The organism is Streptomyces sp. DT190, from assembly GCF_049846985.1.
Lineage (GTDB): Bacteria > Actinomycetota > Actinomycetes > Streptomycetales > Streptomycetaceae > Streptomyces.
Window position 1 is genome coordinate 25,721 of the sequence record NZ_JBNCNM010000015.1, and the last position, 15,381, is coordinate 41,101.

Annotated in this window: 14 protein-coding genes; 9 read left to right on the forward strand and 5 right to left on the reverse strand. The window is 73.5% G+C overall.

The features are described 5' to 3' along the window. Nucleotides 1-327: 327 nt before the first annotated feature. On the reverse strand, nt 328-1,227 hold the full coding sequence (locus tag ACPXCS_RS24770) for an N-acetylglucosamine kinase (protein WP_425949320.1): 900 nt from the start codon (nt 1,225-1,227) through the stop codon (nt 328-330). 241 nt (nt 1,228-1,468) lie between these two features. Between ACPXCS_RS24770 and ACPXCS_RS24775 the strand changes: the two genes are divergently transcribed. Continuing rightward, nucleotides 1,469-2,590 (forward strand): ROK family protein, encoded by a 1,122-nt coding sequence (locus ACPXCS_RS24775; RefSeq protein WP_425949322.1) that lies wholly within the window; start codon nt 1,469-1,471, stop codon nt 2,588-2,590. A gap of 41 nt (nt 2,591-2,631) precedes the next feature. Here ACPXCS_RS24775 and ACPXCS_RS24780 read toward each other — a convergent pair whose 3' ends face one another. After that, a complete protein-coding gene (locus ACPXCS_RS24780) occupies nt 2,632-2,799 on the reverse strand; it encodes a hypothetical protein (protein WP_425971019.1) in 168 nt (55 codons plus the stop codon). A 71-nt stretch (nt 2,800-2,870) separates the two neighbouring features. Here ACPXCS_RS24780 and ACPXCS_RS24785 point away from each other — a divergent pair, with 71 nt between their 5' ends. The 4 genes from ACPXCS_RS24785 to ACPXCS_RS24800 all read left to right on the forward strand — a co-directional run bounded on the left by ACPXCS_RS24785 (nt 2,871) and on the right by ACPXCS_RS24800 (nt 7,850). Beyond that, on the forward strand, nt 2,871-4,199 hold the full coding sequence (locus ACPXCS_RS24785; protein ID WP_425949323.1) for an extracellular solute-binding protein: 1,329 nt from the start codon (nt 2,871-2,873) through the stop codon (nt 4,197-4,199). 116 nt (nt 4,200-4,315) lie between these two features. Then, nucleotides 4,316-5,230 carry a carbohydrate ABC transporter permease gene (locus ACPXCS_RS24790; RefSeq protein ID WP_425949325.1) on the forward strand — a complete coding sequence of 305 codons (915 nt, stop codon included), beginning with the start codon at nt 4,316-4,318 and terminating at the stop codon, nt 5,228-5,230. Then, on the forward strand, nt 5,227-6,129 hold the full coding sequence (locus ACPXCS_RS24795; protein ID WP_425949326.1) for a carbohydrate ABC transporter permease: 903 nt from the start codon (nt 5,227-5,229) through the stop codon (nt 6,127-6,129). The genes ACPXCS_RS24790 and ACPXCS_RS24795 overlap by 4 nt, the downstream gene beginning before the upstream one ends. 5 nt (nt 6,130-6,134) lie before the next feature. Beyond that, nucleotides 6,135-7,850 carry a hypothetical protein gene (locus ACPXCS_RS24800; protein WP_425949328.1) on the forward strand — a complete coding sequence of 572 codons (1,716 nt, stop codon included), beginning with the start codon at nt 6,135-6,137 and terminating at the stop codon, nt 7,848-7,850. 119 nt (nt 7,851-7,969) lie between these two features. Here the strand turns inward: ACPXCS_RS24800 and ACPXCS_RS24805 are convergent, their stop codons facing one another. Together ACPXCS_RS24805 and ACPXCS_RS24810 are read right to left on the reverse strand one after the other, a co-directional pair. Further along, a complete protein-coding gene (locus tag ACPXCS_RS24805; protein WP_425949329.1) occupies nt 7,970-8,479 on the reverse strand; it encodes a GNAT family N-acetyltransferase in 510 nt (169 codons plus the stop codon). 39 nt (nt 8,480-8,518) lie between these two features. Next, nucleotides 8,519-9,163 carry a nucleoside/nucleotide kinase family protein gene (locus ACPXCS_RS24810; RefSeq protein WP_425949330.1) on the reverse strand — a complete coding sequence of 215 codons (645 nt, stop codon included), beginning with the start codon at nt 9,161-9,163 and terminating at the stop codon, nt 8,519-8,521. 120 nt (nt 9,164-9,283) lie between these two features. Between ACPXCS_RS24810 and ACPXCS_RS24815 the strand changes: the two genes are divergently transcribed. From ACPXCS_RS24815 to ACPXCS_RS24830, 4 genes are all read left to right on the forward strand, one after another. Further along, nucleotides 9,284-10,021: a beta-phosphoglucomutase family hydrolase gene (locus ACPXCS_RS24815; RefSeq protein ID WP_425949331.1), complete on the forward strand. Its 738-nt coding sequence runs from the start codon at nt 9,284-9,286 to the stop codon at nt 10,019-10,021. Then, entirely contained in the window at nt 10,018-12,372 is a 2,355-nt protein-coding gene (locus ACPXCS_RS24820) for a glycoside hydrolase family 65 protein (protein ID WP_425949333.1), read from the forward strand. Before ACPXCS_RS24815 ends, ACPXCS_RS24820 begins: the two co-directional genes overlap by 4 nt. A 105-nt stretch (nt 12,373-12,477) precedes the next feature. Then, a complete protein-coding gene (locus ACPXCS_RS24825; RefSeq protein WP_425949335.1) occupies nt 12,478-13,956 on the forward strand; it encodes a hypothetical protein in 1,479 nt (492 codons plus the stop codon). Nucleotides 13,957-14,522: 566 nt separating this feature from the next. After that, the gene (locus tag ACPXCS_RS24830) at nt 14,523-15,014 is read left to right on the forward strand and encodes a DUF5709 domain-containing protein (RefSeq protein WP_425949630.1); all 492 of its coding nucleotides are present in this window, start codon (nt 14,523-14,525) and stop codon (nt 15,012-15,014) included. 80 nt (nt 15,015-15,094) lie between these two features. On the opposite strand, the gene ACPXCS_RS24835 is transcribed toward ACPXCS_RS24830, so the two are convergent. Next, nucleotides 15,095-15,301 (reverse strand): hypothetical protein, encoded by a 207-nt coding sequence (locus ACPXCS_RS24835; RefSeq protein WP_425949337.1) that lies wholly within the window; start codon nt 15,299-15,301, stop codon nt 15,095-15,097. Nucleotides 15,302-15,381: the final 80 nt, after the last annotated feature.

Below are 15,381 nucleotides of genomic sequence, written 5' to 3' on the forward strand. Positions count from 1 at the left end.
ACGGCGGATCCGGCTGTACGGCCGGGGCGCTGGCGGAGGCCTACGGCGGATCCGGCCGTGCGGTCGGGGGACGGGCGAAGACCCACGGCCAATCCGGCCGTGCGGCCGGGGAACGGGGCGAAGACCCACGGCCGATCCGGCTGTACGGCCGAGGGCGGGCGAAGACCCGCGGCCGGGGCGGACGCGGACGGGGCGGTCTGCACCGCGGTCCCACTCGCGCGGCGGCTGCACGGCCGTTCAGCCGCCGCCCGGATCCGGCACCCCGGTGCGACCCGCCGCAGAGGGCGGTCACGGGAGCGGGTCCGCCGGATGAGCGGCGGATCCGGCTCACCGCAGCGAACGGGCCAGCGCCAGCGCGCCCGCCACCGGCGCCACCCGCAGACGCTGCGCACGGGCCGCCGGCAGGGTCTCGGCGAGAGCGGAGGTGAACGCCTCGTACAGCGCGGGCTGAGCGAGGACCGTGCCGCCCGCCACCACGACGTCGTCCACCGGGACCCCGCGGGCGGCCAGCCGGACCACGAGGGCGGCGAGCGACCGCCCGCCGTCGGCGACAACGGCCCGGGCGAGCGGCGAGCCGGCCTCGGCGGCCGCGAACACGACGGGACAGTGGCGCCCCCACTCGGCGGAGACGTCCGTGGCCGCCTCCAGGGCGGCGCCGAGCGCGGGCACCTCGGCCACGCCGAAGGCGGCGACCAGACCGCGGGCCAGCGCGTCGGGCTCCTCGCCGCGGTCGTGCGCCGCCCAGACGGCCCGCGCGGCCTCGCGGACGAGCCCGGCCGCGCCGCCCTCGTCGCCGAGCACCGCGCCCCAGCCGCCGACCTGCACCGCGACGCCCTCGCGGGAGCGTCCCACCGCGACCGAACCGGTACCGGCGACCAGACCGACGCCCCGGTCCAGGCCGGCGGCCGGGACGAGCAGTTCGGCGTCGCCCACGACCAGCGCGGGCACGCCCAGCCGTTCCTGGAGCGCGGCCCGGATGCCCGCGCACTGGTGGGGTGTTTCGCAGGCGTGCCCGCCCACGGCGACCGCGGACGGCCGGGCGTGCGCGGGCAGGGCGTCCCGGACCAGCGCGGCCAGCCAGTCCGCCGCGGCCCCGGCGTCGTGCGGGCGCCAGCCCGCACTGCTGCGGACACGGTCGACGACGGCCCCGCCGTCCGCGAGGGCGCGCAGCTGCGTCTTGGTGCCGCCCACGTCGATTCCGACCGCGTAAGGAGTGGAGTCCTGCACGGGTCCTCTTTCGTCCTCGCGCGGTTTCGGCGGGTGGCAGGCGAACCACCCGCCGGACCACGGCAGTTGAAGAGGTAGGGAAGCCCCGGGACGGGCTTCTGCGGGGCACGGCAGGCGAGTACCGTGAAGTTCGTTAGGAAGTTAACTAACGAAGTAGGGTGCGTCAAGAGGCACGGAATGCCCGATGCCGCGCCACCCTTGCCGGCCGCCCCGCTCGGCCGCAGGACGACCTGGGGAGACCATGCAGCTGAGTGAGAGTGCCCGTGTGGTGTTCGACGTACTGGCCGGGACGGGCACGGCCACCCGCCCCCAGCTGGCAGCCGGTGCGGGCCTTTCCAAGCCGACCGTCTCCGCCGCGGTGGCCGAGCTGGAGGCCGCCGGGCTCGCCGCCCACTCGGGGCGCGCCTCCGGCTCCACCGGCCGCAGCGCCGCCGTCTACCGGCTCGGCCCGGCCGCCGGCGCCGTGCTCGCGGTCGACCTCGGCCCCGCCAGGACCCGGGTGCGCGCCTGCGCCCTGGACGGCACGCTCCTCGCGGAGGCCACCGGGTCCCGCCCGGAGGCGGCCGCCACCGTCCGCGAGGTCCTCGGCGCGCTGCCCTCCGGGGCCCCGCTGAGGGCGGTCGTCGTCGCGGTCGGCGACGTCCCCACGCGCGACGGGGAGGGCGCCGGGGAGCGCCCCGCGACCGCCAAGGCCGGTCCCGTCTTCGACGCCATGGCCGTCGCCCTGCCCGAGGGCGTCCCCGTCCACCTGGAGAACAACGTCAACTGCGCCGCCCTCGCCGAACTGCACGAGGGCGCAGCCGTCGGCCGTGACACCTTCGGCTATCTGCGCATCGGCGTCGGCGTCGGTCTCGCCGTCGTCATCGGCGGCCGGGTGCTGCGCGGCGCGAACGGCGCCGCCGGTGAGGTGGCCCGCCTGCCCTACCCCTGGGACGACGACCGCGCCCCGCGCCACGAGGGCCTGGAGCAGCGCATGGGCTCGCGCACCCTGCTGCGCCGGGCCGCCGAGGCCTGGCGGGACGGTGACGGGCCCCGCCCGCGCACCGCGGACCGGCTGCTCGCCCTCTCCGCGCAGGGGCACGCCACGGCCCGTGCCGTGGTCGACGCGCACGCCGCCGACGTGGGCCGGCTCGCCGCCGCCGTCGCCGCCGTGCTGGATCCCGGGCTGATCGTGCTGGGCGGCGGCACCGGCGCGGATCCGCAGCTCCTGCCGGGTGTGCGCGCCGAGCTGGCCCGGCTGAGCTGGCCCACGGAGGTGGTCAGCAGCGTCGTGGGGGACACCGGCACCGTGGCCGGCGCGAGCAGGCTGGCGGTGGCCCACGGAATTCAAACCGTGACCGGAGCCGTGCGGACGAGGCATTGACGGGTGCGCCGTCGGTCTGCCAATGTCCGGACAAGCGCTTTCTAAGTCGGCCGGGACGCCGACTCCGGGTAAGCCTCCCGCTCGTACGCGAAGTACGGCAGCCGCACGAGGGCGAGCTTGTGCGACGCTCGGCCGCCATGGCCGGGGACCCCACCCGTGAAGACGACGCGGCCGGGCGAGGCCGCGCCCCGGGAAGCGACATTCGACATCTCCTGCACAATGCACCCGTGCCGCCTCGGCTGGCGCCGTGCTTCCTCCGCTACGAGAAAAGGGATCGAAGATGATCAGTGTGGGTGTGCGGCGCTCCCGCCGGCTCGGCCGCGGCGGCATACGCCGCCTGGTTCCCCTCGCCGCCGTGGCCACGGCAGGTGCCCTGCTGCTCTCCGCCTGCGGGTCGGGGTCCGGCTCGGGTGGCGACGAGAAGTCGCTGACCTTCTGGATCTCCACGGTCCCGGGCCAGGACGCCGGCTGGAAGAAGATGGTGGCGCAGTACAAGAAGGAAGCCGGCGTCAGCGTCAAGCTCGTCAACATCCCCTACGACGGATACCCGGCGAAGCTGCACAACGCCGCGCAGGCGAACTCCCTGCCCGACGTGGCGGCCGTGCCGGCCCTGGACCCGATCTGGGCGAACAAGCTGATCGACCTCAGCTCCATCGCCGACAACAAGAGCTACAAGATCAACGCCAACTTCGTCGCCAAGGACTCGTCCGGGAAGGTGCTGTCCATCCCCTCGGACATCACCGCGTCCGGCATGTACATCAACAAGACGCTGTTCGAGAAGGCCGGCGTCCCCTTCCCGACCTCGCCCGAGAAGACCTGGACCTGGACCGAGTTCGTCAGGGCCGCGGACAAGGTCCGGGACAAGACCGGCGCCAAGTACTCCCTCACGTTCGACCAGTCGCCGTCCCGGCTGCGCGCCATGGTGTACGAACTCGGCGGGAAGTACGTCCACGCCGACTCCTCCGGGAAGTTCTCGGTGGACGCCGCCACCAGGAAGGCCGTGAAGCGGTTCGTCGGGCTGAACGACGACAAGACCATGCCGAAGTCGGTGTGGACCAGCGGCGCCGACCCGTCCGCCATGTTCCAGAGCGGTGACGTGGTCGCCTACTGGTCCGGCGTGTGGCAGGTCCCCGCCTTCGCCGAGAGCATCAAGAAGTTCGAGTGGGCCGGCGTCCCGACCCCCGCCGAGCCGGTGCAGGCCAGCGACGTCAACAGCGGCGGCATGATGGTCGGTTTCAACAACAACGAGGCCGCGGCCGGCGCCGCGAAGAAGTTCATGTCCTGGCTGTACGAGCCGGACCACTACCGCGAGCTGTGCGAGGCGTCCGGCTTCCTGCCCGTCGAGACCGGCCTGAACCCGCAGTACCCCTTCACCTCCGAGGCGGCGCAGGCGGCGTTCAAGCTCTACAACGAGTCGATCCCGCTCTACGCGCCGATCTCGGGCTACTTCAACACCGCGCAGACGAACTGGGTGCTGAAGGGCAAGAGCCTCACCGAGGACCCGACCAAGACGGAGCTCGGCAAGGCGATCAACGGCCAGCAGTCGGTCGACGAGGCCCTGGACAACATCGTGGCCGGCTACAACCAGCAGGTCGGGGGCGGATCGTGAGCCGGGGGCCGGGCGGCGGGTCCGCGACCGCGCCGCCCGGCCCCGGCCACCCGCGTGACGCCGGGCTCACGGCCTGAGCCCACCGGAACCCATTCCACCAGCACGGAGTCAGGAAGATGACCAAACGCGCCCCGGACGTGTCCGTGAGCCCGCCGCCCAGGAGACGCAGTCGCCACACCTTCGCGCCGCTCGTGCTCATCGCGGCCAATGTCGTGCTCTTCGCGCTGTTCTTCGTCTGGCCTGCGGTGATCGGGCTCGTCTACTCCTTCACGAACTACACGGGCGTGGGAGCGTTCCAGTTCGTCGGACTCGACAACTACAGCACCCTGTTCGGGGACTCCACCTTCTACGACGCGGTGACCCGGACGCTGCTGTACACCGTGCTCTTCGTCCCGCTGAACTTCGTGTTCTCCCTGCTCATCGCCAACCTGCTGGTGAGCAGGCACGCCAAGGGCGTGTCGGTGGCCCGGGTCTTCTTCTTCATCCCGTGGCTGCTGTCGCCCATCGTCGTGGGCGTCCTGTGGCGGTGGCTGTTCGGCGAGAACTTCGGGCTGGTCAACTACCTGATCGAGAAGGTCGGCGGAAGCGCCGTTCCCTGGCAGTCGGACGCGGACCTGTCGCTGCTCGTGGTGGTGGTGGCCGCGTCCTGGGCCTGGACGGGCTTCTCCATGCTGCTGTTCATCGCGGCGATCAAGAACGTCCCGGTGTCGTACTACGAGGCGGCCGCGCTGGACGGGGCCGGTGCGTGGCGCCAGTTCACCAGCATCACGCTGCCGAGCATCGCACCCACGTCCTTCATCGTCATCCTGCTCAACACGATCCACGCGATGAAGGAGTATCCGCTCTTCGCCTCCCTCAACAACGGCGGACCCGGAACCTCCAACAACCTGCTGGTCCAGTACATCTACCAGACCGGCTTCAAGTCGGGGCAGATCGGCTACGCGAGCGCCGCGTCGTTCGTGCTCATGCTCATCCTGATGGCCGTCGCGGTCGTCCAGCTGATGGTCAACCGGCGGGTGGAGAACCGATGACAACCACAGACATGCCCCGCCCCGTCGACGCCGGGCCCGCCCGGGCCGTGTCGAAGAAGCGGCCCCGCGGCGCGGCCCGCGGCGGCATCCGGCGCGCGATCCCCGCGACGACCCTGCTGTGGGTCCTGGCCGCCCTCTACGGCGTGCCGGTGCTGTGGTTCGTCCTCAGCTCCTTCAAGCCGGCCGGCGACCTGTTCTCCCTCCCGCTGACCCTGCTCCCGCACGACCCCACCGTGTCGGGGTACAAGGCGGCGTGGGAGAGCGCCAACTTCTCCCAGTACTTCATCAACACGACCGTCGTGTGCGTGATCGCGACGGTCCTCACGGTGGGAGTCAGCTGCTGCACGGGGTACGCGCTGGCCAAGTACGACAACAAGTGGCTCAAGGTCTTCTTCGTCTGCATCCTGGCCACTACCATGCTGCCGTCCGAGGTCATGCTCGCCCCGCAGTTCCTGGTGGTCCGCGACCTCGGCCTGTACAACTCCCTCGCCGGCATCATCCTCCCGGCCGTGCTCACCGCGACCGGGTGCTTCATGTTCCGCCAGTTCTTCCTGACGGTCCCCGACGAGCTCATCGAGGCCGCCCGCATCGACGGCGCGCGTGAGCTGTCGATCTTCCTGAGGATCATGGTGCCGATCTCCCGGCCCATCATGCTGACCCTGGCCATCCTGTCGTTCCAGTGGCGGTGGAACGACTACATCTGGCCGCTGCTGATGCTCAACGACCCCGAGAAGTTCACCGTGCAGATCGGCATCCAGAGCCTCGTCGGGGCGCAAAACATCAACTGGTCGGTGCTGCTCGGCGGATCGGTCATCTCCATGGTCCCGCTGATCGTCGTCTTCCTGGTGTTCCAGCGCTACGTCATGAACGCCGACATCAACGCCGGACTGAAGGACTGACCACCGTGCCCACCCCGCTCGACCACGAGTTCGTCCGCACGGTGGCCGGCGCCGCCGACCGGTTCGCCGTCCCGCTGGCGGCCCGCCCCGACGAGGAACCGGCCGGTCTGCCCCACCGCACCCTGGCGCGCCGGGTGAAGATCCTGCTCGCGGCGTTCCGCTCCCCGGACTCGGCACTGCACGGCAGCGGGCGGGCCGTCGCCGCGGCGACGGCCCACCTCCGCGCCCTGAGGGCCGCGCAGACCGGCACCGGCCTGTTCGCCGGCGGCGACAACGTGCAGTCACCGCCGGATTCCGCGTTCACCGTCAACGACGTGTGCGACGCGCACGTCCTCGCCGCGGGCGCGGGAGCGGACCTCGGGGACGTCGCCGCCGCGCTCGCCGAGATCGCCGGCGCCGCCTCAGGGAGCCTGCTGACCGGTGGGGTGCACACCCCCAACCACCGCTGGGAGCTGTGCGCCGCGCTGGCCCGCCTGCACCGGTCGTTCCCCGACGGCCGGCTGCTCGACCGGGTCGGGCAGTGGCTCGCCGAGGGCGTCGACATCGACGCGGAGGGCCTGTACTCGGAGCGGAGCGCCAACTACGCGGCCCATGTGTCCAACCCCTCGCTGCTGCTGCTGGCCGAGGTGCTCGGCCGCGAGGACCTGCGGGACGCCGTCGAACGCAACCTCACCGCCACCCTGGACCTCATCAGGCCCGACGGCACGGTCGAGACCGTCCACTCGCGGCGCCAGGACCAGAACCGGCCGTTCCCGCTCGCGCCCTACCTGCCGCACTACCGGCTGCTCGCGATCCGCACCGGCCGGGGCGACTTCAGCCGGGCGGCGCGGCAGGCGGCCGCCGGCGGCATCGACGACCCCGGCCTGCTCCCCGAGAGCCTCCTCACCCCCGACCTGTGCCGCGTCCTGCCGCCACCGGCCGCGCAGGAACTCCCGCGCGCGCGGTACCTCGGCACCGCCCGCCTCGCCGCACACGCCTCGGCCACCGCGCACACGGTGGTGTACGGCGGCTCCGACGTGCCCCGGCACCGGCGCGTCCGCTCCGGCCTCGCCTGCAATCCCACCTTCCTGCGCCTGTTCGCCGGGGACGCGGTCCTCGACGCGGTCCGCCTGTCCCGGGGCTTCTTCGACCTGGGTCCGTTCCGCGCCGCCGGCATGCACGCCCTCGGCGGCGGCCGCTACCGGCTCACCGAGACCCTCTCGGCCGCCTACTACCAGCCGCTCCCGCCGGACCGGCGCGCGGACGACGGCGCCTACCGGGTGACCGACGAGGGACGCTTCTCGGCCGCGATGGCCTTCCCCGACCGGCCCCGGGACGGGGTCTCCCACACGACCAGCGTCGAGGTGGACCTGCGCGACGACGGCGCCGACCTGCGGATCGACCTGAGCGGACCACGGGTGCCCTGGTGTCTGGAACTGACCTTCCGGCCGGGTGGCGTGTTCGAGGGCGCCGTACCGCTCGGCGACGGGCGCTGGTGCCTGACGACCGGGCCGATGAGCTACCGGGTCGGTGCCGACGAGATCCGGGTCGAGGCCGGCGTGGAGGCGGGCGAACCGCCGGCCGGGCCGGACCGGAGCGAGATCCTGCGCTACGACCCGGGGCAGGACTACACCGTGGTGGGCGGCACCGACGCCACGACCGGGAACCGCGTCCACATCGGCGGACTCGGCCCGCACACCGTGACCGTCGCGCTGCGCGCCCGCCGGGCCGCACGGGACTGACCGCGCCGGGCCGTACGGGACCGACCGCGCCGGGCGGCACACGACCGACCGCGCCGGGCGGCACACGACCGACCGCGCCGGGCGGCACACGACCGACCCCGCCCGGCCGGGCCGGGGGCTCACGCGTCGCTGGCCGGGTCCGCCACCCTCGGTGCCCGGGCGGCGAGTGCCTCCAGGGGCTCGCCGCTGAGCCGGCACACGGTCCACTCCTCCAGGAGCTCCACCCCGAGGGACGTGTAGAAGTCGATCGTGGGCTTGTTCCAGGCCAGGACCCACCACTCGAAGCGGTCGTAGCCGTCGCGCCGGCAGATCGCGGCCAGGGCGGCGAGCAGATCCCTGCCGTGGCCCGAACCGCGCGCCTGGGGGCGTACGTAGAGGTCCTCCAGGTGCATGCCGCGGCTGCCCGTCCAGGTCGAGAACCGCGGGAACCACAGGGCGAAGCCCACGGCCCGGCCGGAGTCGTCGTCCTGGGCGATCAGGGCGTGGGCGGCCGGACGCGCACCGAACAGCGCCTCGCGCAGCTGGTCCTCGGTGGCCCGGGCCTGCTCCTCGGCCCGTTCGTACGCGGCGAGTTCGCGGATCATCGCGCGGATCTCGGGGATGTCGTTCGGCGTCGCGGACCTGATCATGGGCACATCATGACTGGTCCGTCCGGGACAACGGGAACGTCAGGCCCGGTCCGCCGGGACCACCAGGTCGGCCCGTCCCCGGGTCGCCGCGACCAGCTCCGCGTTGGGCTGGTCCGAGCGGGCCACCCAGGCCTCGGCCTCCCGGCGGGTCTTGCCGAACCGCTCGTGCCGCGCGACCAGGCGGCGGACGCGCTCGGGCTCCGGGAGTTCGCAGAACCACACCTCGTCCAGGAGAGGGCGGACACGGGCCCAGGCACCGGTGTCCAGGAGGAGGTAGTTGCCCTCGGTGACGACCAGTCGGGCCGAGGGCGGGACGGGGATCGCCCCGGCCAGCGGCTGCTCCAGGACGCGTTCGAACCCGGGGGCGTAGACGATGTCTCCGGCGTGCGCCTCCTCGCGCAGACGCGCCAGCAGGGCCGCGTAGCCCGCCGCGTCGAACGTGTCGGGAGCGCCCTTGCGGTCGCGCAGACCGAGGCGCTCCAGTTCGGCGTCGGCGAGGTGGAAGCCGTCCATGGGGACGTACGCGACCCAGGGTTCGCCGGATCCGTTCAGTTCCCGGACCAGGTGCTCGGCGAGCGTCGACTTGCCCGCGCCGGGGCTGCCGGCGATGCCCAGGACCGCGCGCCTGCGGTCCCGGGCCAGACCACGGGCGCGCTGGACGAGATCGTCGAAGGTGAGCGGCACACCGGAGAGTGTGTCATCCGGGCCCGGGCGGGTGTGCGGTGAGGCCCGCGGTCCCCGGGCCGCGGTGCGTGTGGCGTGCGCCACTCCTTGGATCGACGCCGGGAGGGGAACCGATCCTGTATGACGCAGCTCGGTCTACCCGACGACATCCACGCCTGCCTGTTCGACCTCGACGGAGTCGTCACCAAGACGGCCGTCGTCCACGCGGCCGCGTGGAAGGAGATGTTCGACGCCTTCCTGCGCGACCGCGACGGCGAGGACTTCCGGCCGTTCGAGGCGGCGGACTACGACGAGTACGTCGACGGCCGGCCGCGCGCCGACGGCGTGCGCACCTTCCTGGCCTCCCGCGGGATCGACCTGCCCGAGGGCGATCCGGACGACCCGCCCGGCGCCGAGACGGTGCACGGCCTCGGCAACCGCAAGAACCAGCTGGTCCTTCAGAAGATCCGCACCGACGGGGTGGAGGCGTACGAGGGCACGCTGCGGTACCTGGAGGCCGTCCGCGCCCACGGCCTGAGCACCGCGATCGTCTCCTCCAGCGCCAACTGCCGGGACGTGCTGCACGCGATCGGCGCCGAGCACTTCTTCGACGTGCGCATCGACGGCGTCGTCGCCGCCGAGCGCGAACTGCCCGGCAAGCCGCACCCCGACACGTTCCTCGCGGCCGCCGAGGACCTCGGTGTCCGCCCCGCCCAGGCCGCCGTCTTCGAGGACGCGCTGGCCGGCATGGACGCGGGCCGCGCGGGCCGCTTCGGGTACGTCGTCGGGGTCGACCGCGTCGGGCAGACCGACGCGCTGTACGCGCACGGCGCCGACATCGTGGTGCGGGACCTCGCCGAACTGGGAGGCACCGCGTGATAACCCAGCGGGCGTACGGCGTCGAACCCTGGGCCGTGCGCGAGACGGAGCTCAACCTGGACCTGCTGGCCCAGAGCGAGTCCGTGTTCGCGCTCTCCAACGGCCACGTCGGCTGGCGCGGCAACCTCGACGAGGGCGAACCCCACGGCCTGCCCGGCTCCTACCTCAACGGCGTCCACGAACTGCACCCGCTGCCCTACGCCGAAGCCGGCTACGGCTACCCGGAGTCCGGGCAGACCGTCATCAACGTCACCAACGGCAAGGTGCTGCGCCTGCTCGTCGACGACGAGCCGTTCGACCTGCGCTACGGGCGGCTGGTCACCCACGAGCGGACCCTGGACCTGCGCCGTGGCGTGCTGGAGCGGATCTGCGAGTGGACCTCCCCGGCCGGCTCGACCGTGCGGGTGCGCTCCACCCGGCTGGTCTCCCTCACCCAGCGGGCGATCGCCGCCGTGGCCTACGAGGTGGAGCCCGTCGACAGCCGCACCCGCGTGGTCGTGCAGTCGGAACTGGTCGCCAACGAGAGCCTGCCCGAGCCGGACGGCGACCCGCGTGCCGCCCGGGCGCTGAAGTCGCCGCTGGAGCCGGAGGAGGACCTCGCCTCGGGCAGCCGGCTGCGCCTGGTGCACCGCACCCGCCGCAGCGGCCTGCGGGTCGCGGTCGCCGCCGACCACACCGTGACGGGCCCCGAGCGGACCACCACCAGCAGCGAGAGCAACGTCGACGTCTCCCGGCTGACCATCACCTCCGTCCTGGAACCGGGCGAGCGGCTGCGGGTGGAGAAGCTGGTCGCGCACGGCTGGTCCGGCGCCCGCTCCCGGCCCGCGATGAGCGACCAGGTCGAGGCGGCCCTGGCGGCGGCCGCGCACAGTGGCTGGCAGGGGCTGCTGGCGGAGCAGAAGGCGTACCTGGACGACTTCTGGGCGCGCGCCGACGTCGAGATCGACGGCGACGAGGAGATCCAGCAGGCCGTCCGCTTCGCCCTCTTCCACGTGCTGCAGGCCGGCGCCCGCGCCGAGCAGCGCGCCATCCCCGCCAAGGGACTCACCGGCTCCGGCTACGACGGCCACGCCTTCTGGGACACCGAGGCGTTCGTGCTGCCCGTGCTGACCTGCACCGAGCCGAAGGCCGCCGCCGAGGCCCTGCGCTGGCGCCTGGACACCCTGCCCGCCGCCCGCGAGCGCGCGGCCCAGCTCGGCCTGCGCGGCGCCGCGTTCCCCTGGCGCACCATCGAGGGGTCGGAGGGCTCCGCCTACTGGCCGGCCGGCACCGCCGCCTTCCACGTCGGCGCCGACATCGCGGACGCCGTCGTGCGCTACGTCGCCGCCACCGGGGACGAGACCTTCGAACGCGAGGTGGGCGTGGAACTGCTGGTGGAGACCGCCCGACTGTGGCGCTCCCTCGGCCACCACGACGACCGGGGCGTCTTCCACATCGACGGCGTCACCGGCCCGGACGAGTACAGCGCGATCGCCGACGACAACACGTACACCAACCTCATGGCCCGGGCGAACCTGCTGGCCGCCGCCGACGCCTGCAAGCGCCACCCCGACGAGGCCGCGCGGCTGGGTGCCGACGAGGAGGAGATGGCCGCCTGGCGGGACGCCGCCGAGGCGATGCACGTCCCCTACAACGAGGAGCTCGGCGTGCACGAACAGCACGCCGGCTTCACCCGTTACCAGCGCTGGGACTTCGCCCGGACACGGCCGGACCAGTACCCGCTGATGCTGCACTTCCCGTACTTCGACCTGTACCGCAAGCAGGTGATCAAACAGGCGGACCTGGTGCTGGCGATGTACACCTGCGGCAGCTTCTTCGAGGAGTACGCCGACCGGGAGCAGATCGCGCGCAACTTCGCCTACTACGAGCCGCTGACGGTGCGGGACTCCTCCCTGTCCGCCTGCGTCCAGGCCGTCATGGCCGCCCAGACCGGTCACCTCGACCTGGCCTGCGCGTACACGGCGGAGGCCGCGCTGATGGACCTGGGGGACCTGGAGCACAACACCCGCGACGGGCTGCACATCGCCTCCCTGGCCGGGACCTGGATGGCGCTGGTCGCCGGGTTCGGCGGCATGCGGTACGCCGACGGCGGCCTGCGCTTCGCCCCGCGCCTGCCCGCGAGGTACAGCCGGCTGGCCTTCACGGTCCGGTTCCTCGGCCGGTCCCTGCGCGTGGAGCTGACCGCCGGCCGGGCCACCTACACCCTGCGCTCCGGACCGCCGCTGACCATCCGTCACCACGGCACCGAGCTGACGGTGAGCGAGGAGGCGCCGGTGAGCCGGCCCGTGCCGCCGACGCCCCAGCGCCCGGCTCCCGAGCAGCCACCGCACCGGGCCCCGCACGTCCGCTGACCCCGCCGGGCGCGTCAGGCGCTTGGCCGTATTCCGCCCTGCACCCTCAGAACCGGCACGTTAGTTTGTCCGTGTTTGCCGACTTCACGGGGTAAGGGGCGGAACATGGCCGACGGCGCGAACGCCATCCTTGTCCGCATGCGGCGGCGTGATCACCCGCCGGCGCCGGGCACGGCCGGCCACAAGCGCGGCGCCCGCGCGCTCGCCTGGCTCGCCGCCGTCTTCACCCTCGCGCAGCTCGCCCTCGTACGGCCCGAGCTGGGCCTCGGCTGGGACGAGATCGTCTACGTCAGCCAGGTCACCTCCCACACGCCTGCCGCGTTCTTCAGCGCACCCCGCTCCCGGGGCGTCTCCCTGCTGGTCGCGCCCGTCGCCTCCTGGTCGGAGTCCGTCCCGCTCCTGCGCGTCTACCTCGCCGTCCTGTCGGGACTGGCCCTCTTCCTCGCCCTGCGCACCTGGCGCGGCCTGTTCCCGACCCGGGTCCTGGTCGTCGGCGGCACCCTGTTCGCCTCCCTGTGGATGACCCTCTTCTACGGCCCGCAGGCCATGCCCAACTACTGGGTCGCGATCGGCGCCCTGATCAGCGTGGGCTGCTTCCTGCGCGCCCGGGAGGAACCTTCCGCCCGGGCCTCGCTGTGGGGCGTCGCGGCGGGCGGCGCGCTCATGGCCCTGATGCGGCCCGGCGACGCGGTCTGGGTGGCCCTGCCGCTGCTGGTCCTCGCCCTGGCCCGCCGTCACGGGCGCCTGCTGCTCGCGCTCGCGGCGGGGCTCGCGGCAGGTGCGCTGCCCTGGGTGATCGAGGCGTGGACCGGCCACGGCGGCCTGGCGCAGCGGCTCTCGGACGCCTCCCGCATCCAGGGCGGGCTCGGCTGGCAGATCGCCGTGGACGACCAGCTGCGCAGCCTGGGCGGACGGGCCCTGTGCCGGCCGTGCACCGGGTCGGTGCCCCACCCGGTGGTCACCGTCTGGTGGTTCGCGCTGCCCGTCCTGGCCGGGCTCGGACTGGCCGTCGCGGCCCGGGCCCGCCGCCTGGAACGGACCCTGGTCCCGCTGGCCTGCGCCGCTACGGCCGCCGTGCCGTACCTGTTCATGATCGGCTACGCCGCCCCCCGCTTCCTCCAGCCGGCCTACGCCCTGCTGGCGATCCCGGTCGCGGACGCCCTGTGGCACCTGGCCAGGAAGCCGGGCGGCACCTGGCGCCCGGTGGCCGCCGCCCTGGTCGCGCTCGGCCTGGCCGGGCACCTGGCGGTGCAGATCGCCGTCCTGGAAGGCGCCGTGGCCCGCAACACCGACAGCCGCCGCGACTGGGACCGCACGGCCGGCGCGCTGCACCGCCTCGGCGTCCGTCCGCCTTGCCTGCTCACCGGGCACGAGGCGATCCCCATCGGCTACTACACGGGCTGCTCCTCCGGCGCCACCAGCGGGCACAACGAGAACACCACCGTGCCGGAGATCCTGCGCACGGCGGACCGGCTCCCGGTCGCCCACCTGGCGCCCGCCGGCGGCACCCCGCCCGGGTACGCCCGTACCTGGCCCGTGCACCGCGTCTCGGACCTGGACGTCCGCGTCGCCCCGCACCCCTGACGGCCCACCGCCCCGGCCTGCTGAGCCCCGTCGCATCCTGCCGGACGGCGTCCGCGCCGAGGAGTCCCGCACGGCACGACCGTGCTCGCCCTCGCCTAGGCGACGGTGTCCTGATCGCGGGCGGCGCGCGGGTGACACCGGCGCGGGGACGGGCCGTCCCGGCGGAATTTCCGGTTCCATGGGCAAGACCTGCCGCCGGCTTTACTGCACAGTGCTTGCAGGTGCCGGGGGATGGCACGAGGCTTGTGCCGCGGCCGTCCGTCCGACCGAAGGACCTTCCCCCCGATGACGGCCGTCCCTGAGTCCACTCCGCGCCTCCCCGCCCCGGCCGCCGTCCAGCGCACGGCCCGGCGCCGCGTCCGCACCTCCATGACGTGGCGGGAGTGGACCGGGGCCGGGGGACGGCCGCGTCGATCGCCGGCCCGCACGTCGCGCGTTCGGGCAGGCGGGGGATCCCGCCGTCCGCCGAGGTTAGAGCGCCCGTTACGGGAAACGCGGAACGGACAGCCGGGACGAACGAGCCGGCGTAGCGCGACAGGGAGGCAGGAGTGATGGGCACGGAACCGATGCGCCCCGAACCGATGGCGGACGACGCGTACCAGCCCACCGGGACCAACGAGGAGCAGGAGGACGCCGCGCCGCTCGACCTGCAGGACGCCGTCGACGAGCGGACCTACGACGACACCCTCGACGAGGGCTACTCCCCGCCGGAGAAGCCCCTCGGCGTCACCAAGCACGGCACCACCGCCGCGGAGCAGCACGACGGGGAGACGCTCGACCAGCGGCTGTCGCAGGAGGTCCCCGACGTGTCCGCCGAGCCCCTCGGGGACGGCGTGGGCGACAGCCCCGACGGCGACGGCGAACCGGTGGACCCCGAGGCGGGCACCGTCCGGGCCGGCCGCCTGGTCGCCCCGGACGAGGGCGTCCACCCGGACACCACCAAGGAGACCGTCGCCACCGACGTCGGCATCGACGGCGGAGCGGCCGGCGCGGAGGAGGCCGCCGTCCACGTGGTGGAGGACGACGGCGCACTGCCCGAGGACGACGGCAGGGCGTGACCGCCGACGGCGGCTGACCCACCCCGCACGCGGAGGCCACCGCACCCATGACGGGTGCGGTGGCCTCCGCGTGCGGGCCGCTAGGGCAGCAGCTTCTCGAGCGCGGCCGGTCCCTCCGCCGCCAGCTTGCGCTTGGCCCATTCGAGGTTGTGCGGCGTGAGGTCCTTGCCCGAGGCCAGGACGAGGTCCTCCGGTGACACATCGGTGCCGGTGCGGGCGTGGAGCAGGCGGTCCGGGGTGGTGCTGTCCTCGGGCTGCCGGGACGCGGGGGGCTGTGACGTCGACATGTTCTCTGCTCCTAGGGTCCGGATCGCTGGTGCGGCCCCGGTGCTGAAAAACGGGTCCGCTCTCACCATTCACCGCGGGA